20 protein-coding genes and 2 pseudogenes are annotated in these 21,830 nt (G+C 59.7%); 12 read left to right on the top strand and 10 right to left on the bottom strand.

Translation table 11 applies throughout. From position 1 onward, the window contains the following. Positions 1-173: 173 nt before the first annotated feature. A complete protein-coding gene (locus P3T24_RS32230) occupies positions 174-881 on the bottom strand; it encodes a response regulator transcription factor (protein WP_429440860.1) in 708 nt (235 codons plus the stop codon). Between the two features lie 521 nt (positions 882-1,402). Between P3T24_RS32230 and P3T24_RS32235 the strand changes: the two are divergent. Further along, positions 1,403-2,110: pseudogene (locus P3T24_RS32235) on the top strand (IS30 family transposase); the annotation flags it as partial. Positions 2,111-2,222: 112 nt separating this feature from the next. Here the strand turns inward: P3T24_RS32235 and P3T24_RS32240 are convergent. Further along, complete coding sequence (locus P3T24_RS32240) at positions 2,223-2,930, bottom strand: TetR/AcrR family transcriptional regulator (protein ID WP_429440862.1); 708 nt, start codon at positions 2,928-2,930, stop codon at positions 2,223-2,225. A gap of 346 nt (positions 2,931-3,276) precedes the next feature. On the opposite strand from P3T24_RS32240, the pseudogene P3T24_RS32245 reads away from it, so the two are divergent. The 5 genes and pseudogenes from P3T24_RS32245 to P3T24_RS32265 all read left to right on the top strand — a co-directional run bounded on the left by P3T24_RS32245 (position 3,277) and on the right by P3T24_RS32265 (position 9,033). Continuing rightward, positions 3,277-3,791: pseudogene (locus P3T24_RS32245) on the top strand (MarR family winged helix-turn-helix transcriptional regulator). A 94-nt stretch (positions 3,792-3,885) separates the two neighbouring features. After that, positions 3,886-5,382: an efflux transporter outer membrane subunit gene (locus tag P3T24_RS32250; RefSeq protein ID WP_429440864.1), complete on the top strand. Its 1,497-nt coding sequence runs from the start codon at positions 3,886-3,888 to the stop codon at positions 5,380-5,382. 53 nt (positions 5,383-5,435) lie between these two features. Continuing rightward, a complete protein-coding gene (locus P3T24_RS32255) occupies positions 5,436-6,773 on the top strand; it encodes an efflux RND transporter periplasmic adaptor subunit (protein ID WP_429440865.1) in 1,338 nt (445 codons plus the stop codon). Positions 6,774-7,113: 340 nt separating this feature from the next. Beyond that, positions 7,114-8,649, top strand: a complete 1,536-nt coding sequence (locus P3T24_RS32260) for a DHA2 family efflux MFS transporter permease subunit (RefSeq protein ID WP_429440947.1) — start codon at positions 7,114-7,116, stop codon at positions 8,647-8,649. Between the two features lie 105 nt (positions 8,650-8,754). Further along, complete coding sequence (locus tag P3T24_RS32265; protein ID WP_166660841.1) at positions 8,755-9,033, top strand: DUF3331 domain-containing protein; 279 nt, start codon at positions 8,755-8,757, stop codon at positions 9,031-9,033. A 614-nt stretch (positions 9,034-9,647) separates the two neighbouring features. Here P3T24_RS32265 and P3T24_RS32270 read toward each other — a convergent pair. The 4 genes from P3T24_RS32270 to P3T24_RS32285 form a co-directional block, all read right to left on the bottom strand. After that, a complete protein-coding gene (locus P3T24_RS32270) occupies positions 9,648-11,219 on the bottom strand; it encodes an alpha/beta hydrolase domain-containing protein (protein WP_429440868.1) in 1,572 nt (523 codons plus the stop codon). A 128-nt stretch (positions 11,220-11,347) separates the two neighbouring features. Beyond that, a complete protein-coding gene (locus P3T24_RS32275) occupies positions 11,348-12,100 on the bottom strand; it encodes a maleate cis-trans isomerase family protein (protein WP_429440870.1) in 753 nt (250 codons plus the stop codon). Positions 12,101-12,129: 29 nt separating this feature from the next. Further along, entirely contained in the window at positions 12,130-13,431 is a 1,302-nt protein-coding gene (locus P3T24_RS32280) for an MFS transporter (protein WP_429440872.1), read from the bottom strand. Between the two features lie 219 nt (positions 13,432-13,650). After that, positions 13,651-14,535 carry a LysR family transcriptional regulator gene (locus tag P3T24_RS32285; RefSeq protein ID WP_429440874.1) on the bottom strand — a complete coding sequence of 295 codons (885 nt, stop codon included), beginning with the start codon at positions 14,533-14,535 and terminating at the stop codon, positions 13,651-13,653. Between the two features lie 288 nt (positions 14,536-14,823). Between P3T24_RS32285 and P3T24_RS32290 the strand changes: the two genes are divergently transcribed. From P3T24_RS32290 to P3T24_RS32315, 6 genes are all read left to right on the top strand, one after another. Continuing rightward, positions 14,824-15,459 (top strand): YbhB/YbcL family Raf kinase inhibitor-like protein, encoded by a 636-nt coding sequence (locus tag P3T24_RS32290; RefSeq protein ID WP_429440875.1) that lies wholly within the window; start codon positions 14,824-14,826, stop codon positions 15,457-15,459. 70 nt (positions 15,460-15,529) lie between these two features. Further along, positions 15,530-16,372, top strand: coding sequence for a helix-turn-helix transcriptional regulator (locus tag P3T24_RS32295; RefSeq protein ID WP_429440876.1), 843 nt, complete (start codon positions 15,530-15,532; stop codon positions 16,370-16,372). An 84-nt stretch (positions 16,373-16,456) separates the two neighbouring features. Then, a complete protein-coding gene (locus P3T24_RS32300) occupies positions 16,457-16,999 on the top strand; it encodes a YbhB/YbcL family Raf kinase inhibitor-like protein (protein WP_429440949.1) in 543 nt (180 codons plus the stop codon). 429 nt (positions 17,000-17,428) lie between these two features. After that, positions 17,429-17,554 (top strand): hypothetical protein, encoded by a 126-nt coding sequence (locus tag P3T24_RS32305; RefSeq protein WP_429440878.1) that lies wholly within the window; start codon positions 17,429-17,431, stop codon positions 17,552-17,554. Between the two features lie 93 nt (positions 17,555-17,647). Continuing rightward, entirely contained in the window at positions 17,648-17,776 is a 129-nt protein-coding gene (locus P3T24_RS32310) for a hypothetical protein (RefSeq protein ID WP_429440880.1), read from the top strand. Positions 17,777-17,938: 162 nt separating this feature from the next. Continuing rightward, complete coding sequence (locus P3T24_RS32315) at positions 17,939-18,733, top strand: hypothetical protein (protein ID WP_429440881.1); 795 nt, start codon at positions 17,939-17,941, stop codon at positions 18,731-18,733. 666 nt (positions 18,734-19,399) lie between these two features. Here the strand turns inward: P3T24_RS32315 and P3T24_RS32320 are convergent. From P3T24_RS32320 to P3T24_RS32335, 4 genes are all read right to left on the bottom strand, one after another. Then, complete coding sequence (locus P3T24_RS32320) at positions 19,400-20,104, bottom strand: RES domain-containing protein (protein ID WP_429440883.1); 705 nt, start codon at positions 20,102-20,104, stop codon at positions 19,400-19,402. A 13-nt stretch (positions 20,105-20,117) separates the two neighbouring features. Then, positions 20,118-20,786: a hypothetical protein gene (locus tag P3T24_RS32325; RefSeq protein ID WP_429440884.1), complete on the bottom strand. Its 669-nt coding sequence runs from the start codon at positions 20,784-20,786 to the stop codon at positions 20,118-20,120. A 12-nt stretch (positions 20,787-20,798) separates the two neighbouring features. After that, the gene (locus P3T24_RS32330; protein ID WP_429440886.1) at positions 20,799-21,296 is read right to left on the bottom strand and encodes a hypothetical protein; all 498 of its coding nucleotides are present in this window, start codon (positions 21,294-21,296) and stop codon (positions 20,799-20,801) included. A gap of 162 nt (positions 21,297-21,458) precedes the next feature. Then, entirely contained in the window at positions 21,459-21,764 is a 306-nt protein-coding gene (locus P3T24_RS32335; RefSeq protein WP_429440887.1) for a hypothetical protein, read from the bottom strand. Between the last annotated feature and the right edge of the window lie 66 nt (positions 21,765-21,830).

Below are 21,830 nucleotides of genomic sequence, written 5' to 3' on the forward strand. Positions count from 1 at the left end.
TACACGAAACCGCCCAAGCAGACATTGCACAGCTGATCGCGATACTCAGTACAACTGTTTCCGAGCTTTGGCCATCGGCGTCTATCACGGAGTTGCAAGCGCGATGGACAGCGAGTTCCAGATCACGTCACTAATGTTCGCTTGCACATGACCTGTCACAGGATCACGACAGGTCAGGCCGCACGTGCGTGCGCAGCGCCGCTGACCAGATCGAGCTGGTAACCGACGCCGTAGATCGGCTTAAGCTGAAACCCGTTTTGCGGTCGTAGGTTAAGCTTGGTTCTAAGCTGGGATATGTGCGTGTCCAGCGTTCGTGAGGACACGTCGCCGACCTGTTTCCAGAGCCTTTCGAGAATATGCGCGCGCGTGAGCGGATGGCCTATGTGCCGGAAAAGCAGGAGCGCAAGCTCAAACTCGCGGCTCGTAAATCTGATCGGCTCCCCATTCCGCAGAATCTGACGCGCGACCTCGTCAAAGAGCAGATCGCCAATGACGATCTGCTCCGACTTCACAGGCGCGGGATTGACACGACGCAACAGGGCTCCCGTCCGTGCCAGAATCACTGCGCCAGACGCCGGCATATTGAGATAGACATCGGCGCCGGCCTGCAGGATTGACGTGACGTACTGTTCGTCGCTAACCGGGCAGGCAAACAGCACCGGAATGTCGTCGTTGAGGCACCGGCGCATCAACCGGAGCACGTGGCGGCCATCCCGGCTCCGCCCTCCCCGACCCAGCACCGCCAGATCAAAACACTGCTGGCTCAACGCCCTGACAAACTCCAGGCCGTCGGAGAAATTCTCGCAGCACAGGCCCGCGCCCGCGAACGTGCGACTCATGGTCTCGAGTTCGGCATCAGTATTGAGAATGGCGATCCGCAAGGGTCTCTGCTTGATCGACTCAACCAATCGTATTGGTGGCATGTTTCCTCCCAGGTGGCCCGATCCGGTCGGCAAGGCTTACGAGTGAGGAAGCTGTCGAAAGACACCGAAGGAATGAGCAAATGTTCACATGAAGAGTAAATGATCGACGAATGGACGTCGATTAGCGGAAATACTGAGATGGAGTCGTGGCCGCCAGACATCGTTACGTACGTTTCTCCGCCTTCGCTTGTGTGTGGAGGGCGCAATGACAGACGGCTAGTTGCATTCCTGCCGGTCATTCCCGCATGTTTATCAACCGCCACATCTGGAACACAAAAAAGGACCACCGAAGCTGCCCAGTTCACACCGGTGCGCTTTCCTCGCATGCGGTGTGCTATGAGAAAATGCTCACCGGCACCGAAATTAGTTCGGTGCGCACCTAGACGGGCCGCTACACCTAGAGCACTGGAACGTAAAACGGCGGATTCAACCGGTCGATGCAACACACTAGAATCTGCGTGAGCAGTGAAGGTGTTGCAATGAAACGGAGACCGAGGATCTACTATTCTGAGAGTCAGAAGGCACTGATGTGGGACCGCTGGCGCAAAGGCGAAACCATTCATCAGATTGCCAAACTGTTCGATCGGAGCCACTCTTCGATACAGCGGATACTCGCGGAGGCTGGCGGCATCAAGCCACAGCAACGACGCCGAGCACCTCAGGCATTGACGCTCGCGGAACGCGAGGAAATTTCTCGTTGCCTGGCGGCCCGATTGTCGATTCGGTCTATTGCGACCGGGCTGGGACGTGCTCCTTCCACGATTAGCCGCGAGCTGCAGCGCAACGGAGGCAGTCAAGGTTATCGAGCAAGTCAGGCGGATGTGCTCGCCTGGGACCGGGCACGTCGCCCGAAGCTTTGCAAATTGGTGAAAAACCAGACGCTGGCGCGAGTTGTCGCTGCAAAACTGAAGCTGCACTGGTCTCCTGAGCAGATTTCTGGTTGGCTCAAACATGCCTATGCTGTCAACAAGGATTATCTGGTGTCACACGAGACGATCTATCGGAGCCCCTATATTCAAGCTCGCGGTGCCCTGAAAAAGGAATTGCCTGAGCATTTGCGAGGCTCTCGATCCATGCGCCGGTCCCGTCATCACACATTGAAAACCGAAGACCGCACGAACATTCGCGACGCTGTACCGATCAGCGAACGCCCCGCTACAGCGGAGGATCGCGCAATACCCGGGCATTGCCTCTTGATCTTCGACATCATCGCGATCTGCGTCCGCAGACACAGAGCGCCACGAGCTGCGGCGGGGTCGGACTTAACGGCGCGAACGATAGGACGGAAGGCATTCGGGCTCATCCGCAGGGCTTGGAGGGCGTTGCGCGCCTAGGTCCCTTGGTGGCTTTGGAGCGCGTCGTGGCGGCTGTGTCGAGTCGTTCCTCAAGGTAGCTGCCGATGGCCTGCTGCATCTCGCGGCGCAGCGCCGCGCCCTTCCTGGCGTCGAACATCCGGACGCCTTGCACCGCTGCGCGCACCATGAGCCAGGTGGCCTGCGCGATCGACAACAGTTCCGCGGTTTTCATGGACGGAGCGAGGGCCGACAGCAAGTCCTGCACACTGGCGGAAAACAGCCCAAAGCTGTCCGTCTTCGGCACTGAGGGAGACTCCGCCAACACGCGGCACGCGGGGTGTTCCACAGTGTAGTTGAACACGATCTCGAAGAGCTTTTGCCCGAGCATCCGCGGCGCGACGGGCGAAGCCGCTTTCAGGTCGGCGATCTGGCCGCTCAAGTCGTTCATGTATTCGAGCAACAAGGCGTTGCCGAGACTTTCCTTGCTTGGAAAAAACTGATACAGCGAGCCGATCGACGCGCCGGCGAGTTGGGCGATGCCGCTCATCGGTGTCGCCTCATACCCTGTGGTCGCAAAGAGATGCTCGGCTGCGCGCAGCAAGTCGGTCACCCGGCGTTCGCCGCGCGCCTGCGTCGGCGTCTTTGACCGCCTTGACAAAATCTGGGGATCATTCATTTTCCAATTTCCGATAAACGTGAGCCATCCTTGCATTTTACAGGGACAGAATCAACGCGCAAGCCGTCTCGAGGAAGCGCGTCATACCCTGCTGTCGCACAGAGCCGCTCCGCCGCCTTGGAAAATGTTTGACGCGTCGGTGCCGCGCTTCTGCGTGAGCGTTTTCGAGCGCCTTGACAAAACGTGAGGACCAGTCATATTATCATTTCTCTAAATATGAGTAGTGCTCGCATTTTATCTGGATGTGAGGACTGCTCAATCCGGATCGACGAATACGTTTTGCCATTTTGATCCCGCGTGCTCACGCCGCCAAATCGCTTCTCAGGACGCCCCGCCGCGCCCATTCCATTGACCTGTCAACCATCGAGGCAGCATTCAAATCATGACGAATTTGCGCTCTCCGACCATGGAATTCAACGCTCGCGACGTTAACGAAAGCGTGGGGTCACTGTTCTCCCGCGTGCGCTCCGCGATGGCCAACATGATGAACCAGCGGACGACCTGCAAGCTGGGCATCACCGGGACCCAGAGCAGCATCCTCTTCATGCTGTGGAGCGGAAAGTGCCTGCTCGCGGCCGAGTTGGCCCGTGAATTTGGGATCGACGCGAGCGCTGTCACACGCCGCATCGACCTTCTCGAAGCGCGCCGCCTGCTCAGGCGTGTGCGCAGCGTCGAAGACCGGCGCGTCGTGCGGTTTGCGTTGACGCCTGAGGACGCGCGATGGCCGCGCGCGTGCCGGCCATCTTCGCGAATGTGGTGGACATGCTGCTCTCCGGCTTCACGCCGGAAGAAACCGGATTTCTCAAGAGCATGCTCCGCCGCGTTCTCGCCAACAGCGGTGATTTAGCGGGACTAACCCATGACGCGGCACTCTATCTTGAAAAGAAAACGCACTGAATCGATTGCATTGCCTCTCGGGGCTCTCTGCTCGACCGCGCGGCGCCGAACGGTCCGCGCCGCCCCATCGCCGCTTCGGCGACCCCGCCGGCTCGTGGCCGTGGTGGTCGCCGCGGCGATTGCGTTGTCCGGTTGCGCGAACTACTTCGGCATCCACGGCGACAAGCAGATGGCGCCACCTGCGAATTTTGAGGCCGCGCAGAGCCTTCCGGCCGAGGGCGGCCAATGGCCGTCGTTCGACTGGGCAAACCAGTTCGGCGACACGCAGTTGCCCAAGCTGATCGCCGAGGCGCTGGAGGGCAATCCGTCGATCGCCCAAGCGCAAGCTCGCATCGCCAAAGCCTCGTCGTATATTGAAAAGTCGAAGTCGGCCCTTTATCCGAAAGTCGACGCCAGCTATGCGTGGACCCGCGAGCTGTATTCGGCTAACGCGATTTACCCGCCTCCGTTCGGCGGCACCTGGTATAGCGAGAACAACGCACTCGCGAGCGCGTCGTGGGATCTGGATCTGTGGGGCAAGAGTCGCCAGCGCCTGGGCCAGGCCGTGTCGCAAGAGAGGGCCGCCGAAGCCGACATGCAGCAGGCCCGCGTGACACTTGCCGCGTCGGTCGCGAGCGCCTACAACCAGCTCGCGCGGCTCTACGCCCAGCGCGATATCGCCCAGCGTGAAATCCGGAATCGTGAAGACATTGGCCGTATCACCGACGGCCGCGTCACCGCAGGCCTCGACACCGACGTCGAGCGGCAGACGGCGATCGGCAACATCGCAACGACCCGCGCGAATCTCACCGATCTCGACGGCCAGATTACCGTCGTGCGCTATCAGTTGGGCGCGTTGCTCGGCAAGGGCCCGGATCGAGGACTGCAAATCACCCAGCCGATCCTGGCGACGGGCGGTGCAGTCGTTCTGCCGGACAACCTTCCCGCCGACCTGCTGGCGCGTCGCCCGGACATCGTCGCCGCACGATGGCAGGTCGAGGCGGCGCTGCATGACGTCAAAGAGGCCAAGGCCGAGTTCTTCCCGGACGTGAACCTCGCGGCGGCGGTCGGCTTCGACGCATTTGGCTGGGGAAAATTCTTCACGGCAGGAAGTCGCCAGGTCCAGTTCGGTCCGGCAATTCACTTGCCGATCTTCGACGGTGGCGCCCTGCGCTCGCAATTGAAAGTCCGCCATGCGGACTTTGACTATGACGTTGCGACCTACAACCAGACGCTGATCAATGCGCTGTCCGAGGTCGCAACGCAAGTCTCGTCGATCCGTTCGATCGACAGGCAATCGGGCGACGCACAGCGCGCGCTCGACGCGTCGACGAGCGCCTACCAACTCTCCGTGGTGCGCTACAAGGCGGGCCTCTCGCCACAATTGCAAGTGTTATCTGCCGACCAGAACCGGCTCGCTGCCGAACAAACGTTGACGGATCTCAGGATGAGCCGCCGCAACATGCAGATCGGCCTGATCAAGGCGCTAGGCGGCGGATTCGACGCGGCGAAGGCCGATCTTGTCGTGCCGACCGACGCGCCGGTGGGACAAGCTTCGCAGTCCGCCCAAGCCCTGCCGGCGAGCGAAGCGACGCCGGCCGCCGCGGACTGAGCCCGAAAACCACCTGAACAAACGACGCACATTGAGAAACCCGGAGCATCGCCATGAGCACCACCGAAGATCCCGTCGCCCCCACAAAACCGGCCACCTCTCCCCAACCAGCCACTCCGGCGCACACTGGTCAACCTGCCGCGGACGCGCAACCGCCAGACAACGGCAAACGCAGGTTGCTGATGACGCTGCTCATCATTGCGCTTCTGATCGCGGCGATCGCCTACGGCCTCTATTACTTTCTCGTCGCGCGCTTCCATGAAACGACCGACGACGCCTACGTGAACGGCAATGTCGTGCAGATCACACCGCAAGTGATGGGCACTGTGATCTCGGTGAATGCCGATGACACGCAGACGGTTCACGCCGGCGATCCGATCGTGGTGCTTGACCCAGCGGACTCGAAGGTCACGCTCGACCAGGCCGAGGCGAATCTGGCACAAGCGGTGCGCCAGGTGCGCACGCTCTTCGTGAACAACGACCAGTATGCGGCGCAAGTCGCGCTGCGTCAGTCGGATCTGTCGCGTGCCGAGGACGATTTGCGCCGCCGCATGACGATCGCGCAAACCGGTGCAATTTCGCTGGAAGAGATCTCGCACGCGCAGGATGCCGTGCGCGGCGCGCAAGCATCGCTAAACGCCGCGGAGCAAGAGCTTCAATCGAATCGTGCGCTGACCGAAAACACGGATATCGCCGACCATCCGAACGTGCTTGCCGCCGCGGCGAAAGTACGCGACTCCTACATCAACTACGCCCGCAATACGATGCCCGCACCGGTCACGGGCTACATCGCGCAACGCTCGGTGCAGGTCGGCCAACGCGTATCGCCGGAGACTCCCCTGATGGCCATCGTCCCGCTGAACTCGGTGTGGGTCGACGCCAACTTCAAGGAAGTGCAGCTCACGCATATGCGCATCGGTCAGCCCGTTGAGCTCACCGCCGACGTCTACGGCTCGGGCGTGGTTTTCCACGGCAAGGTCGTGGGCTTTTCTGCCGGCACGGGCTCGGCGTTCTCGCTGCTTCCAGCGCAAAACGCGACCGGCAACTGGATCAAGGTGGTGCAGCGGCTGCCGGTGCGCATCGGGCTCGATCCGCAGGAACTGGAAATGCATCCGCTACGCATCGGCCTGTCGATGGCGGTGGACGTGGCGATCAAGAACGACCGGGGTGGTCAGCTGGGCGCAGCGCCCAACACCGTCTATCAGACCGACGTCTTCGCCAGGTATGGCGACCAGGCCGACGCCGAAATCGCCCAGATCATCCAGGAAAACGAGGGCAGCTCAGGCCCGGGCAACGAAGCGCACAACACGCCCTCGCGCAGCGCGAAACCGACGCTCGGCTACGCGATACGGCAAGCGCCCACGATCGCCGGTCGCGGCATGGCGCAGTGAAAGGCCGGCCACCAGGCAGGCATATTCCGGCAAACTTGAAAAACATGATGGATAGTCATATTATGCATTTATCAAATATGAGTATCTCTCGCATTTAGATGGAAAAGCTCATGAAACGCGAAAACACGCCTCTCACTTCTTCGCCCGCGCCAAGGCGCGACCTTGAACCTCACGCGAGCGCAGAACATCACGGCACCGCCGACGTCCGCCGGATGGAACGTTTTCTCGCCGCCGTTCGCAATGGATGCGAAATGGGCCATCTCGCGCGATGGCGCGTCCGGCCGACTGCGGGCGACGACGATGAAGTGGCGGGGCAATGAGCATGCCGACCGGCGCAACCATGGGTTCCGCGTCGTCACCCGTCGCACCGGCCGTGCCGCACCGCGGCATCATCACGATTTGCATCATGCTGGCGACGCTGATCCAGTCGCTCGACAGCACGATCGCCAACGTGGCGCTGCCGCATATGCAAGGCAGCTTGTCGGCCTCCCAGGATCAGATCACCTGGGTGCTCACGTCCTACATCGTCGCCGCGGCTATCACCACGCCGGTCACTGGATGGCTCTGCGATCACTTCGGGAAAAAGAACGTGTTGCTCACGTCCATCATTGGCTTCACGGTCGCGTCCGCCCTGTGCGGCGTCTCCGTCTCGTTGCCGATGATCATCGCCGCGCGTCTGCTGCAAGGGGTATTCGGCGCGTCTCTCGTCCCGCTGTCGCAAGCCATCCTGCTCGACATCAATCCGCGCGAAAAGCAAGGCCAGGCGATGGCGATCTGGGGCATGGGTGTGATGGTCGGCCCGATCCTCGGCCCAACCCTTGGCGGCTGGCTCACCGACAGCTACAACTGGCGCTGGGTATTCTTCATCAACGTGCCGATTGGCGCGATCGCGGTGTTTGGCGTGTTCACGTATATCAAGGGCGAATTCCTCCGCCGGAACACCAGGTTCGACTTCTTTGGCTTCGCCACGCTAAGCATTGCCATAGGCGCGTTGCAGGCGATGCTCGATCGCGGCGAGCAGCAGGACTGGTTCGGCTCGATTGAAATCTGGTGCGAGACGCTCGCATGCGTGATCAGTTTCATGTTCTTCATCATCCACACTGCGACCGCGCGAGGGCCGTCCTTCTTCAACCGGCGCCTGTTGGCCGATCGAAATTTCGTTACGGGACTTGTGTTCATCTTTGTGGTGGGCGTCATTCTTTTCGCCACACGGGCCTTGCTGCCGCCCATGCTGCAAACCCTCATGAACTACCCGGTCGCGACTGCAGGCCTGGTTATCGCGCCGAGCGGCATCGGAACGATGGTCGCGATGATGGCGGTCGGACGATTGATCGGCCGTGTCGATCTGCGTCTCCTGCTCTTTGGCGGCCTTGTGTGCACCGCGTTCTCGCTGTGGCAAATGGCGAACTACACTATTGTCCTCTCCGAGCGAAACATCATCTGGCCCGGCGTCATCCAGGGCATTGGCCTCGGGCTCGTCTTCGTGCCGTTGAGCACAATGACATTCGCCACGCTGACCCCGGAGATGCGAGCCGATGGCACGGCCATTTACAGTCTGATTCGCAACATCGGCAGCAGCATCGGCATCTCGGGTGTCCAAACGATACTCACGCAGCATACGCAAATCGTTCACTCGTCGCTGGTCGAGCACATCACCCGTTTCAACCCTCTCATGCACCCGTCAGGCCAGGGACCGTCAGCCTTCGCGCTCGCGGCGCTTGACCAGCAAATCACCGCGCAGGCCGCCATGATCGGCTACATCGACGACTTCAAATTCATGATGTGGATGAGCATTGTGGTGGTGCCGCTCCTGCTGATTATCCAGCCCGCCAAACGAGGCAGCGCGGGAGACGCGGCGCACGCGGTGATGGATTGACAGAGCATTTTGTTCGGGACGCGAGAGCAGGCCACTTGAAGGCGATCGATGATGAGTAAAGGGAAAACGGAGAACACGCGGTGTTTTGCGACGGGGAGTCGCATTTTGCTTCTCGAGCGCCCCAAGGCCGACCTCCTGGTGGTCGACTGGAGCGACGCGTGTCGCGGTCACTGCGGCGCGCAAGACTGGCGCATTGTCACGGCGCGCGCAGCCGGGCGATGCGCGCTCAGCGGCACGGAGATCCGCAAGGGCGACGCGGTGTTCAAACCCAAACGAGGCCAGGCGAAGCTTAACGCGGACGAAATGATCCTGGTCAGCGCCGTGCCCGAAACCGTGGACGCGGGCGACGGGCAATTGACGGAGCATCCATGTCTTGCGACATAAAAAGCGCGCTCCATCAGCGCGTCCGACCGCCGGCCTTTGCCAACGCGCCCGTGAGGCGGCGGCTCTGTCCCGGCGTGCTGCCCGCAAGCGCCCGTCGGGCAGCGGGCCCGTTCGGCAAGCAAGAGGGTAAAGGGGCTCACCGCCCCGGGAGGGCGCCATGGCGCTTGTGTGGGTGAGCACCGGATTTTTCACGGGGATTCTGCTGATGCACTTCGTAGCTGCAGCGCGCATTTCGGCGGATTTGGCGGCGGGACCGGACGCATACAGCGCTGGCCAACCATCGGCCAGTTGCCTCGTTCGGTCAGGCTCGCGCAAAGCATCGCTCGTCGCGGCGCCCGCCGTTCAGATCGCTTTTTTGCGCGCCGTCCCGACCACCGATCCCTCAGCGCTTGCGCCGCAAATGATCGGCGCTCAAGCGGACGCGCTCACTGAAGGCGAACCGCTAACCGAAAGGCGCGGCCTTGCTCTTCTCCGCAAAGAAGCTCCGGTCGCGCGAAAACCTCACGACTAGCTCGCAAGGGCGGACTAAGGAAGCCCGCTTGTTGCAGGCCGACCTGGAACTGTGCCTAGAAGCGTTTGCCCTGCAGAGCAAACGCTTATCTTGGCTGAACCCATCATGGCGACGACGTACGCCACAGAGGATTCTCCGCCGCTGACTGAATGATAATGGCACTGTCGTCGGGCAGGAGGAAGCCGTCCCGCTCAAGCTGGCGTGCAGCGGTTCGAACACGGTTCACATACTCGTTGCGCGTCTTGTACCTCTCCAGAACAGGACGATGCCCATCGTGGGCTGCGTCCGCGTCTGCCTGTGTTCGTGGAAACGCAATATAGGCGCCGGCCAGCATGCACAGAAAAGAAAGCGGTGGATTTTGTTGCGCGTGAGCGCCGAGCGGCGCTTCCATATCGGGGAGCCTTACACCTCCAACGGCATTTCCATCCTCATCGCGCTTCGGAATCTCTATTATCGCGTTGGGCAGGTGACCGGGCGCACGCAGGACAGTCGGATCATTTCTGGCCTCCTCGAGTGGCATGAGGCGGCTTTCCGGCGGTTCGGTTCCGTTCGCCACCCAGTCTTCCAGATGCAGTAGCGTTGCGCGCGCGATCGGGTTCCAGTCTAGCCGGGCTAGTGGCAGTTCACAGTTGGCCTTCTGCAAAACGATGTGGGAAGCACCCGCAATGTCGTACACGCGGACATTGTCCGGAATGGGCTGCTCGGTCGTGCCTTCGGCTCCGGTTCGCGACAGGGAGGCACGCAGCGAGAAGTAGTCGGTCGTGGAGTTGATGAGAATCATCCGGGGGGGATTCTCGCCACGTGCCTTGACCCGTTCGATAATGTCGCCGATCGTCAGCACGTCCTCGTTGACACCTCGAAATTCAGGATTCTCAAAAGTCGGAACCTCGGCAGCGCTCGACTGCGGCCCTGTGCCCGATTGCATGATGGGCAGCATGCCCGCGCCCGAGACAAACACGTGCATGCCGTCGAATACGCGATGCCTCCCGGTCACGTTGAATCCGTCCAGGAGGAAAGTTTTAAGGTATCGCCCCGATTGTGACTTACCGGATGCGAGCGTCCACCTGACAGCACCTTGCAGGGGGTTGACCGTACCCGATTTATCGGACGTAGCGTGCGCCAGGAAGTCAGCGGCATCCCTGACAATAGCGAACCCGACGCCTTCGACGAAGCGCTTCTGCCCGGAACTGTCGAGGAACATAGGCAGGTCGGCGCCTTTGCCCAGCTCCCACTGCACTTCAGCCACAGCGAAACCGCGATCCTGAAGGAAGCCCGTGCCCACTTCTGTCGTACCGGCCTCAAACGGCTCATCGCGCGGGCTGTTGTAAAGCGCCTGTGCATAGGGACGGCCCCGGTTAGGAATATCGACCAGAAGCACACCGTTGCCGTTTTTCGGATTCCTCGGAAAGGTCAAAGAGATTTTTGCTGAATATTCGACCAGCCCATCGGCATTCCTCGGTGCCTTTTCAATGTCGGGAATCTTCTCGGTTGGCCGTAGCTCGCCGAAGATGCGGCCTTCCCAGAACTCGAATTCGCCGGGCCTGAATGTGCCGTAGCTTTGCTTCGAGGTGATCTCCAGCCTGGTGACTTTGGCGTCGGCAAATACCGGGTAGCCGATGCCAGTCACCAGCGCAGCGATCGTTAGAGCCATCGCGGTGAAATGCGCGCGTGTCATAAAAAGTCTCCGTCGTGCAGTTTTGCCTGGCAGGCGATCGTGATCTGGCTATCCCCGCGATGCCGATGCCACGCATCACGCAGGGAAACAGCCGACCCTCGGGCACGGTGCGATGAATCAAGGTCGAATCAGAACTTTCCGGAAAGCAGATGCCCCGCGCCGGGTACTTCGGCCTTCAGGTCGAGGGTCTTGAGAATGCGATAGACGGTCGCGACTGCCGCCGACAACACCGGCTTGCCCAGACGGTCCTCGACCAGCTGGATCGCGGGCAGCGAGGGCATCTGGACACAGGCGGACAATACGACGGCATCGGCCTGCCCAACATCAAGCCGCTTCACATGTTCCAGCAGATTCATCGGGTTCAGGCGCCCCACTTCGAGGTTGTCGGACACCTCGAGACTGAGGGCGTCGGTCACCTCGATGCCTTCGCTTTCGATATAGGTAGCGACCTGCTGCGTGAGCGGCCTCATATAAGGCGTAAGAATGGCAACCTTGCGAAAACCCATCGCCTTGATCCCTTCGCATAGTGCACCGGCCGAACTGACAATCGGCGTAGGCGCTCCATTCTCCTGCGCAACCCGCGCGAGGCGGGTCTCCGACTGACGATGATATCCGGGCCCCTGGCACATGATCGCGACCAGACATGCGTACGCGAGCACATCGCATCGCGCATCGGTCAATTCCTGCGCACAGCGGTCGCTTTGCACGTCCATGTTCTTCAGCTCTTCTGGCGTCACGTGCATCATGCGCATGCGCGCCGAATGGAAAGTGAAGCGTTCCTCCGGAAACAAGGCATGCCGTGCATTGAGCATCGCGGGAATTTCCGTTTCCATGGTGGTGTTGGAACTGGGAACGATCTGGCCGATTCGATAATTCTTCATAAAGGAATCCGGTTGGTTGGAAGATAGGTTCAATTTCCGCTCGTCAGGTGCGCGCCCTGCGTCTCGCGCAGCGCGAACACCAGTGCGGCAGCGCACAAGTAAGTAATCGAGGCCATGCAATAGGTCAGCGTGAAACCCAGCATCGGGATCAGCATAGGCACCAGCTTGATACCGGCGATCGCACCGACGCGACCGAAGTTGAAGCAAAAGCCGGCCGCCGTGGAGCGAACGCTGGTCGGGAAGAGTTCGGCATACCAGGCGCCAAACCCACTGAAATATCCCGTGAAAAAGCCGAGCAAAGCAGAAAGCCCACCGATGACGGCGATGTTTCCAGTCGTCCACGCAAGCCTGCTGTCGTGCAGCGGAATCATGCGCGCGCCATATGCGAAGGCCGGAACGGCCAACGCGATTCCTAGAAAGAAAGCCGCGAACGCTTGACGCCTGCCGACACGCTCGGCCAGCTCTCCATAGAGCACATAACCGAGCGTTGCACCCAGCCCCGTCCATACCAGGAACACCGGAGCCTGATCGATCCGCACGTGCAAGACACTCTGCAGGTAAGTTGGCGTAAAGGTCATGATGATCCAGTACCCATACATGCCAAGGATTGAGATCGCGAGCGCAAGCAATGTCGTTTTCCGCAACTCCCCCTTAAAGATCTGCAGCAGACCTACCTTACTTTTGTTGTTGCGCAGGAACTCGCGGTTCTCGAGCCAGACCGGCGACTCCTTGACAAACACCAGGATCAGCAACGCAACGCCATACGCAGGTATCGCCGACGCAATGAACAGATGCCTCCACGAGGCAGGATCGGAGGCATCGAGCAGCGTCCATGCAAAGACGGCAGCGAGCAGACTGCCCGCCGACCATCCGGTCTGCATCAGCGCCATGGCTTTAGCTCGGCTCGAGGCCGGCCAGACTTCTCCGACCAGCGCCACTGCGGCAGACCACAGGCCGCCCACCCCTATGCCGACCGCAAAGCGATACATACTGAGTTCAGTTACGCTATGCGCGAAACCGCATAGCAATGTGCCGGTCGCATAGGTCAGTACCGAGGCCAACAGTGCGCGCTTGCGTCCGATCCGGTCCGACAGGTTTCCTAACAGCAGCCCGCCAATGCCCGTTGCAAGCAGGAACCAGGCTGCGATCGACACGACCTGCCCGAGCGTCGCCGCGAAGGCATGTGCAATAGACAGGATAACGAAACTGAAGATGGCCGCATCCAGCGCATCGAACAACCATGCACCCCATGTGCCACCCAGTGTCGCGTAACGCACGAATCGCGATGAAGCCTCGATTTCCGTTGCCGGTGCGCGGCGTAGCATCTCCATATCTCCTCCGGTTTTCGCCTGATTTTATGCATGCATGTGCAACGCGCCTTCACCCGCATCGGCCTGGTGAAAGATTCGGTTGCCCGGCATGTGAGTGACTCCGCCGCGCGCTTGGTGAGCGCGCCCCTCTGTTGGCATATCGTAGGAGGGGAATAGAGCCCTGTACATCAAGGAGTTGCGACCGTGCCATCGCAATACGCGATGGCACCCGGCATGGGCTTAGCAACCGGCGCGCAGATGGTCGAAGAAAATTCGTGCCACAGGTGACAGTGCATCGAGGCGGCGCACGCAGATGGACAACTCGCGGCTGGCCCATGCCTCGTCGAGTGACAGCGTGCGTGTATTCGACAGCGCGTAGATCCGGGCAATACCGGCAGGTAGCACGCCAATGCCAACGCCGCATTCGACCATCTTGCAAAGTGCGTCGTACGAAGTGACTTCCACCTTGTAGCGTAGTGATTTGCCGGCCTGCCCGGCGGCCGTCAACATCTGCAGGCGCAGGTGCGTGCCAGTACGCAGCACGACGTGTTCGTAATCCAGCGCTTCGGCGAACGTGACGGACTCACGTTCAGCCAGCGGATGATCGCTTCGCACCAGCACCTTCAGTTCGTCCCGGCGAAATGGATAAACCTCGATATCGGCGCTATGCGGCAGGCTGGTAAAGACACCGATATCGGCGAGATTCTCGGCGACACCCTCGGTAATCGACAGGCTATCGCGCTCCATCAGACGCAGTTGCACGTCCGGGTAACGCTCGAGAAACGATTTGACCAGCGGCGGTATGAAAGTCGACACCGTCGAGATATTGACGAGCAGGCGTACGAGGCCCCGGTACCCGGCGGAATACTCCTGCATGCGTGTGACGATGTTTTGCAGATCGTCCAGCACGTCGCGCGCCATGATCGTGAGATTGATTCCAGCGGCCGTCGGCGTGATGCCCTTGTTGGTTCGCACCAGCAGTTGCGTGCCGAGTGCATCCTCGAGCTCGCTGAGCCGTCGGCTGATCGCCGCCGACGCAATGTGCTCGCGTGCCGCAACGCTGGCGATGGTGCCGTCTTCGACGACCCGGACAAACAATCTCAAGGACAGCGGATCGAGTTTCACGGTAGTAACGATTGCTACAGGAGGTTGGCGGATAAATGCACGAGCAATTCTGCCCCCGCCCGGGCCTTTGCGTCGAACCGGAACGCCCTTGCCAAGGCAGCACTATACCGTGGCCCATCGCCAGAAATTCCCAAATGCGATCAAACTATGGAGATTGATTGGAGCTTTGATTGGATAAGGAGACAGCGGTGTGCCTTGCGTCCATACAATACACTGAGCAAGTCGATGGGCACTCTCAAGCGGCCCTCTGCTCCATTTCCCTAGTCACGCACAGGACCACACGTCACCATGCAACTCATCAGCCAGAGCTTTAAAGACGGCGAAAAAATTCCCGGTGAATTCGCGTTTGCGGTTGTCGATCCGGTTTCACACGTCGCGTTATCGTCGAATCGCAATCCGCATCTGGCCTGGAGCCAGGTACCTGAAGGCACGCAATCGTTTGTCGTGGTCTGCCATGACCCGGACGTGCCAAGTCGTGGCGACGACGTCAACCAGGCCGATCGTGAAGTCCCGGCCTCGCTACCTCGCGTCGACTTCGTCCACTGGTTGCTGCTGGACGTTCCGAACACCACGACCGAAATCGAGGCTGGCGCGCATGCAGAGGGCGTGACGCCGCGAGGCAAGGCGGGGCCCGCGGCACTCAATGACTGGCGTCACGGCATCAATGACTATACGGGCTGGTTTGCGAACGACGAGCAAATGAAGGGCGAATATTATGGCTACGATGGTCCCTGCCCGCCGTGGAACGACGCCATTGTTCACCGTTATATCTTTACGGTTTACGCGCTCGCCACTCCGTCGCTGGAAATCAAGGGTCCGCTAACCGGCGCGAGCGTGCGCGCCGCACTCGCCTCGGCACCTGTACTCGACCAGGCCAGCCTGACCGGCTTGTACAGCCTGAACCCCAAGGTTCAGAGTAACTAAACACCTCGTCCGCAATCTGACCATGTCCTCGCCACGCGCTGTGCTTGACGCCCCGCTACGGTTCCCCGGCATGACGCAGCCGATGGATACAACCAGCGGGCATCCAGCTTCGGGGATGCCCGTATCCAGGCGCAACCTGTGTGGCCTGGCCCGGCCTTGCTTGCGGCATCCTCAGAAAACGCAGCGCTTCCGCTTCTTCGAGGCGACACTGCTGGTGGTGGTTTCTGGTCGTATAACGCTCGACGACGGGGCGGCCCGGCTGACGACCGACGCGCCGTCGGGGTTGATTCTCATCGACCAGCACGCTTGCGCGGATGTGCTGAAGGAACCGGGCGGCGACGACCAACGCTTCCGTTCGATCTTCCTGACCTTCTCTGCCGAGCTGCTTGCCGAGTTTCATCGCCAGCACGCACCAACGCACACAATCGGGAACCGGTCGACACCATTCCAGCAGGTTCCGCGTGACGACGATCTGGCGTCGACGCTCCAGCATTGCGTACAGAGCATTGAAGCAGGCCAGATCAGCGATCAGCGGCTGCGGCACCGCCTGATGGATCTATTGGCGGCGCTTTCAGAGCGAAGTCATCTGTTCGCCTACGACACGTTGCAGTCCAGTACATCCGAACGCTTGCGTAGCCTGCTCAGCGAGGCGCCAGAACGTCACTGGACGGCGCAGGAAGCCAGCCGTGAACTGGCCATGAGCGAAGCGACGCTGCGGCGACGCCTGGCTGGAGAGCAGGTGCGCTTCGAAGAATTGCTCGTCGACATCCGCATGCATCACGCGATGATGCTGATGCAAACGACACCATGGAGCATCCCGCATATCGCGCAAGCCTGCGGGTACAAATCCCGCACCCGGTTTACCGAGCGTTTCAAGGAACGATTCGGCTGTTTGCCATCCTCCGTGCGCTGAATCGCCGCACCTCAGCGACCGACGGAATATCCATGCATGCCGCTAACCGCGGTATTTTTTTATTCACAGGAGAATAGTCACATGATGAAAGTCGCATTATTGTCAAGCCTGATCGCATTATCATCCATAGCCTATGCTGATGAATTTAAACTCAGCAGCACCGACATTGCCGCTGGCAAACCGTTATCACTCAAGCAAGCGTATAACAGCTTTGGTTGCACGGGCGACAATATCTCGCCGCAGTTAGCATGGCACGGTGCACCGCAAGGCACCAAGAGTTTCGCCATCACAGCTTATGATCCCGATGCACCCTCAGGTAGCGGTTGGTGGCACTGGACAGTCGTCAATATCCCTGCCGATGTCTCATCTCTCGCAACTGGCGCCAGTAGCTCACCAGCGGGCTTGCCCGTCGGCGCGATACAAGGGCGTAACGATTATGGCAACTCCGGATTTGGTGGCGCGTGTCCCCCCGCGGGGGACAAACCTCACCATTATCAATTCACCGTCTGGGCATTAAAGGTGGATCATCTGCCCGTGGATGCAAACGCCAGCGGGGCACTCATCGGCTATATGCTGCGCGCCAATGCACTGGCAAAAGTGCAAATCGTTGCACCCACCAGGCGTTGATCATTGCATGGTATGACCTTACGCAGTCCAGCGAGGCGATTATCGATCTGGACTACTAATCGGTCGAATAGCCTGAGGGTGCGATTCCCTCGGGCTATTCGACCACGTAACGATCAAACTGGGGCACCCGCAGTTAGGCAATGCGCTCGATGAGCATTGGGGCGGCTTTAGAAAACCGAATTTAAACCACGCTAAGCCATCGACGACATCTGGCGGGCTCGGCTATCGTGCGGCGAAGGCCTGCAACCCAGATAGCCGAGAAAACCGCACCGACCGATCCAATCGCGTGTGCCCACGCGGCCCATGCATTCTTATCGAGATCCCACACGTTTTGCACGATGATGATCGCCACAACTGCCAACACAGTTCCTACGTACCCCGAAAGCCATTTCGACATACCCCATCCCTTTATTTTGGAGCGATCCTAGCATGAACACATCACAAGACAATTCCGTCGAGCCGCAGCCTACTGATCCCGTCGCGGGTTGGCTATTCAACGCCGTCAAAGGCAACCTCGACCGGTTACACGCGCTTTGCCTCGAGTTCGGCTGCTAACAGGGTGACACAGTGTGTCGACTGGCTGAAAGCGCGACTGAATGCACAGCAGGCACCTGGCTATTGCATCCGCCACTTGGACGGAGTGCGTTGGTGGACACTGGACTCTATGGGGCGCCGGATTGGACTACCGACGAAGCCGAGGCGCTGTACTTCTCTCTTCGCCATCACGCCAATTCGTTCTCCTGTGACGATCTGGAAGATGTGCGAATTGTGCCCTAAGAAACGGTGGCAACTAGGTAAGTTCGATCCATTAATATCGCCAAAACATCGAGCTGAGCCCGTTAAAGGAATTCGATAAGTTGCCGATATCGCAACAGCCTCCGCTTCAGGCCGCTTCGGGAACGGCAAAAACATCTTTAACTCTAGACCTGACAAACCTCCATGCTGAAAATCAATGAACTCCTTGGTTACCTTTATACATGCAAACCTTATCGCCCATCCACCAACAAGAATTCCACACAGAGAATCGCCGATTTCGCCTCGAAGTGGTTTCTTCGTGTCAGCCTCGCCGCATTTTTCGTACTGTGCGTCGTGGCACTCGTCAATAAATTCTGGTTCCGGCCACCAGACATCGTTCTCGAGACGGCGCTTGTTTGCTACATCGTCAGCATGATTCTGATCGTGCTTTCGATGCTGTCAGTCATCATTTCAGAGATCGCCTCCTTCTGGGAGCGCAAGCAGCGAGGTCGCCTCGGGAAAACGAAACTGTCGGCCACGATCGAGTTGACGGACGCTGAGATCGAAACGGACGAAAGCCATGTCGAAAAACTGGCTGCGTATGATGGGCCGTTGCTTACGTATGCTCAGCGCTATTTGCAGCTCAAAGTCACGCGGATGGATCGCCGCATCTCCTTTTTCTTTGGCGAGAAGGTAGCGTTGGTATCGTTGTTCATCTTTGCATCAACACAACTCAAAGCAGCCGGCGGTATGACCGCAGTCACTGGCGCATTTGAGCACTGGAGCGCCCCTGCCCATTACCTGGATACGTTCCTACTGGCTACGCTCGCGCTGGGCGCAGGCATTGTACTCGGTAGCCTTTTGCTCAAGGTCCGTCAACGCAGTTACCTGTATCAACTCGATCTGATCGAGATGGCGCTACTCCGGCAAGCGCTTGTGAAGGAAATCCGTGGGAAGAGTGCCGAGGCTCGTCACGCGCGGAACGCCGGGCGTGAATAAAGGTCGGCCGCTGGGTTTGAATCTTGTTTGCAAGCGACGTGTCGCCGCGAAACTACCTTGAGTGAATGACTTCAACGGTGGTGGTAGTGCCTGGATAGCATTCCGCGAAACAACCGCCTGACATGCCGCGGGAGACTACGACCATTTCGACCAAACAGGTCACCGGCTAGACCGAGCCGCCATCTGTACGCAGTGGCGGCGCTGAATCCCTCACGCCATTCAAAGAACCGGCGATTCAGTTGGACCGGTTGCATTCTGGCCAATGCCAAATCACGATGCGACCGCATTATGGCCGCACGCCCGGCGCGGGACCGCCGGGCGAACCTCAGCACATTGCCTACGGAACCTCGGCATCCGCGGTGCGTTGGAAACGAGGCCGAGCGCTGTGACAAATTCCGGCATGGTGGTCTCTCTCGATTTCGATGTCGTTTTGCTCGCGCCCCTGCGAGTCGTCTGATCATAGCCTCACGAGGTCTTACGCGCCAGCGGCGGTACCCCCGTTTTAGGCCGTCCTGAGCGCGCCGCCGGCTCACCCCTCACAACAGCAAATGCGGTTTTTTCGCATGCAGAAAGGGCGCCTTTCCCCACTCAGCAGAAAAATCGCTACATCTGATAACGGTCGCGCCTGCCCGGGCCGCCAATGTGGCGGCCGCATCAGCTAACCTGTCAAGCGCATAACACTGGCGGTAATACCCGCAGCGGACCGGCCAGAGCCTCTGCATACTCTGCCGTATCTACAAACGGCCTCTGTACGTACACGACCCCAGACCGGAGATTTTCGAGTGCGGACAATGAGATCGCCACGGCCGTATGGCCCCGGTGTCGGCGTGACGGGTAAATGAAACCGTCCGGTCTCTTAGCCGGGTCCTGCGATTCCATCGCCTCGTGCAGCAGATAACCGAACCACTGGCACCACTCGTGATCGGGGCTGGAGATTTCATCGAAAATGCCAAGCCGGCTCGAGGCAGAGCCGTTCAGATCCCATAGACGTAGATCACGGGAGAAACGCAACTCTGCAACCACTCCGTACTCGACGGCGGAGGCATCCAGGTAGTACGTCCCCGGCCGCGTCGCATCGTTTTTGCAGAATTGCGCTTCCCATAAAGCCGTTTTCACGCTGTGGGCTGCATAAAGCCACGCGAAGGGAAGGCGACCGTCTGCGCCGACCAGTAATTCGGGAGGCCCAAAACGATGTGCCCGTCTGATGGTCGCCGGCAGGATGTTCTCCGGGCGGTAGGCCGCCCGATGGAGTGGAAGGCCGGCGTCGGTCTTTAGGTTTCCCCCGAGGAATTGCAGTAATCGGTCCACGGACGGAAGGGAGCCGCGCAGGTGCGACGGGGGTTCAGCACACCGCCTGTTTTCGTTTGTCATTCACATAAGCCGATCAGTCGGCCATGCTTTCATCCGCACCGGCGAGCGCAAGCACCTTCCGTTGTCGCTCCATTGCCGGCAGCGCAAGAAACCGCTGCTGGCTCGCGTGCAGTGATGGGCGCGTTTCAAACGGCGCACCGGCCAGCATCTCGGCCGGTGCCAGTTCGTTCAGCGCGTCCTGGGTTGTCACCATGAAAGCATGTACCCCGGTTTTCAACGCCCCCCGAAACGCGACGAGCACGGGCTGAAGTAGTTCGGGCACCGGCTCGCAAAACTGCCAAGCGGGAAACTCGCGACCATTGCGCTGTCCAGCGGGGACTACGCAATAGAACCGGTTCGATTCGACAGACCGGTACAGGCTCGCGAGCGAGGCGCGGAACTTGCCCTGTTCAATCACCTCCGAAGGCTTCAGGTTGGCCACAGGTAATGAACGGCGTTGCGGTGCCGGAGACTCATCCATTGTCAGCATCATGCGAAGTCGACGCTCAATGACGTGTAAGACGAGCGAGTGGATGTCGTGCGACGCCAGTTCAGGCGCGCGCTCGCGCAACGTTCCCTCGATATCCGACGCGAACAGCTCAGCCACGTCCCGAGCAGCCTGCTGGGTGGTCATCGAATGACCGTCCAGTACCGCCCTGAACTTCAACTTCGCTGCATCGCCGTGCTCTGTCGTGTGTGCCATGTTGATCCTCCGTTACGCTTCAAACGGCGGGGCGCCGAGCGGAAACATCCGCCTCGCGGTAGCTGCCGCGCTACCGGTTTCTCGGCTCACGCTATTGAGCGAGCCATCAAGGGATAACCGCTTGCGGCCACGGCTGTCTGCAACCAGCCGGCGAACGAGCTTCGCACGCAGCGTTGCCTGCAGTTGCCCTAGCCGTGCCCGAAAGGATTGTGAGGTGAGTGCCCAGATGGCAATCGAGCGCCAGTCGCCATTGTTGTCTGGCGAAAAGAGGGATTCATCCCTTATGTCGCACTCCACTACACGCTGCACGAACCTTTTCAGCGCGTTCGCTTCCACTCGGGTTGCCTTATCGAGCACCCGGTTCCAGATGGCATGAAGAGACGAGACTTCCAGTGAGTCACGTCCGATCGCAGATACGGGTAGAACCGGGCCCGGCATAATCGAAGGGTCGTCACGCAGACACGTCGGGAGAACCCAAGATGTCCCAGTGCCGTCATCAAGCAGTTGCATGTTTCACCTCGCGGTGTCTAACTGGCAACTAGTATATACTTTTTCGCAATTTTCGCAGTTTTTGCAACACCATTTGCTCCGGCGATAAGCGAGGCGAAGAACGGCGCGACCCGTCGCCATGCCTGCGGCTGCCTCGGCCGGCGCCAACGGTCACGCAACGCTTCACTCGTCGGCGTACAACCAGTGCAGATCGCCGCTGACTGTTGCGATATAGAGCTCACGCGCTAACTCGGCATATTGGTCGAAACCCAGGGTGGCATTAAGGAACGGATAGACGGCGGCCGCCCTGAGCATCGGGCGCGGCGTAATGTCGATCAGGGTATCGTCCGGTCGGCGCACAACCGAGTGAGAGACGAACCGGCAATAATCAAAAGTCGGACCTGAACAATCTTCAAAGCCTTGCGGTGTGGGGCTTTGAGCTGGAAATGCGATTGTGGGAATTGCAGGAACCTGGCTGTTGATTTGCACGGAATCCTGACCCACCCCGCGCAGTAATTTGCATCGAATATTGACCCACGTAGAACACTGACCTGC

It is taken from the genome of Paraburkholderia sp. GAS33 (assembly GCF_050436645.1).
In the GTDB taxonomy this organism is placed as follows: Bacteria; Pseudomonadota; Gammaproteobacteria; order Burkholderiales; family Burkholderiaceae; genus Paraburkholderia; species Paraburkholderia phenazinium_B.

Coding starts and splice junctions, on each gene's coding strand:
- P3T24_RS32240 (WP_429440862.1), bottom strand. CDS start 2,930: ATGCAAGGATGGCTCACGTTTATCGGAAATTGGAAAATGAATGATCCC.
- P3T24_RS32280 (WP_429440872.1), bottom strand. CDS start 13,431: ATGGAGATGCTACGCCGCGCACCGGCAACGGAAATCGAGGCTTCATCG.
- P3T24_RS32320 (WP_429440883.1), bottom strand. CDS start 20,104: ATGACAAACGAAAACAGGCGGTGTGCTGAACCCCCGTCGCACCTGCGC.
- P3T24_RS32330 (WP_429440886.1), bottom strand. CDS start 21,296: ATGCAACTGCTTGATGACGGCACTGGGACATCTTGGGTTCTCCCGACG.
- P3T24_RS32275 (WP_429440870.1), bottom strand. CDS start 12,100: ATGAAGAATTATCGAATCGGCCAGATCGTTCCCAGTTCCAACACCACC.
- P3T24_RS32255 (WP_429440865.1), top strand. CDS start 5,436: ATGAGCACCACCGAAGATCCCGTCGCCCCCACAAAACCGGCCACCTCT.
- P3T24_RS32260 (WP_429440947.1), top strand. CDS start 7,114: ATGGGTTCCGCGTCGTCACCCGTCGCACCGGCCGTGCCGCACCGCGGC.
- P3T24_RS32300 (WP_429440949.1), top strand. CDS start 16,457: ATGAAAGTCGCATTATTGTCAAGCCTGATCGCATTATCATCCATAGCC.
- P3T24_RS32305 (WP_429440878.1), top strand. CDS start 17,429: ATGAACACATCACAAGACAATTCCGTCGAGCCGCAGCCTACTGATCCC.
- P3T24_RS32325 (WP_429440884.1), bottom strand. CDS start 20,786: ATGGCACACACGACAGAGCACGGCGATGCAGCGAAGTTGAAGTTCAGG.
- P3T24_RS32295 (WP_429440876.1), top strand. CDS start 15,530: ATGACGCAGCCGATGGATACAACCAGCGGGCATCCAGCTTCGGGGATG.
- P3T24_RS32315 (WP_429440881.1), top strand. CDS start 17,939: ATGCTGAAAATCAATGAACTCCTTGGTTACCTTTATACATGCAAACCT.
- P3T24_RS32270 (WP_429440868.1), bottom strand. CDS start 11,219: ATGACACGCGCGCATTTCACCGCGATGGCTCTAACGATCGCTGCGCTG.
- P3T24_RS32290 (WP_429440875.1), top strand. CDS start 14,824: ATGCAACTCATCAGCCAGAGCTTTAAAGACGGCGAAAAAATTCCCGGT.